We start from the raw sequence: 906 nt of genomic DNA on the forward strand, positions 1-906 counted from the left end.
TAATTGTACAGATCTTCAAGCACTTGCACTGCGTCAAAGGATTCTATGCCACGTTGGTGAAGTTGATCTTTCAATCAAGCTTTTTGATCAGACACTTGGTCTACCGATTGTGCTCGCACCTGTTGGGCTAACGGGCATGTATGCACGTCGTGGAGAGGTAAAAGCAGCGCGTGCTGCAGTGGCAAAAGGGATTCCTTTTACACTATCCTCTGTTTCAGTTTGTCCTATTGCGGAAGTGCAAGAAGCGATTGGAGGTGCATTTTGGTTTCAACTTTATGTTCTCAAAGATCGCGGTTTCATGCGTGATGCACTAGAACGGGCTTGGTTGGCTGGTGTACGCACGTTGGTTTTTACAGTTGATATGCCAATTCCTGGTGCACGTTATCGTGATGCGCATTCGGGTATGTCTGGTCCTTATGCTGGTTTACGTCGTTTTTTACAAGCTTTGACTCATCCATATTGGGCTTGGAACGTTGGTGTTATGGGGCGCCCTCATGACCTTGGAAATGTTTCCATTTATCTCAAAAAGAAGATTGCATTGGATGATTATGTTGGTTGGCTTGGTGCAAATTTTGATCCCTCAATTGGTTGGCATGATCTACAATGGATTCGCGATTTTTGGAAAGGAAAAATGATTTTGAAAGGTATTCTTGATCCAGAAGATGCGCGAGAAGCCGTACGATTTGGTGCTGATGGTATTGTTGTTTCCAATCACGGTGGACGCCAGCTTGATGGTGTATTATCAACAGCACGAGCGTTGCCTGAAATTGCAGATGCTGTAAAGGATCATTTGACTATTTTAGCGGATTCTGGTGTTCGTTCTGGTCTTGATGTTGTACGCATGATAGCACAAGGTGCGGATGCTGTTATGATTGGCCGTGCTTTTGTTTATGCGCTTGCAGCAGC

At 44.9% G+C, this 906-nt stretch carries 1 protein-coding gene; it reads left to right on the forward strand.

Annotation, left to right across the window (positions count from 1 at the left end):
- The coding region (gene lldD / locus ACFIO3_RS14200) for an FMN-dependent L-lactate dehydrogenase LldD (protein WP_375704700.1) at positions 1-906 on the forward strand (906 nt) is incomplete at both ends.

The organism is Bartonella sp. AD328YNZD (assembly GCF_042196425.1).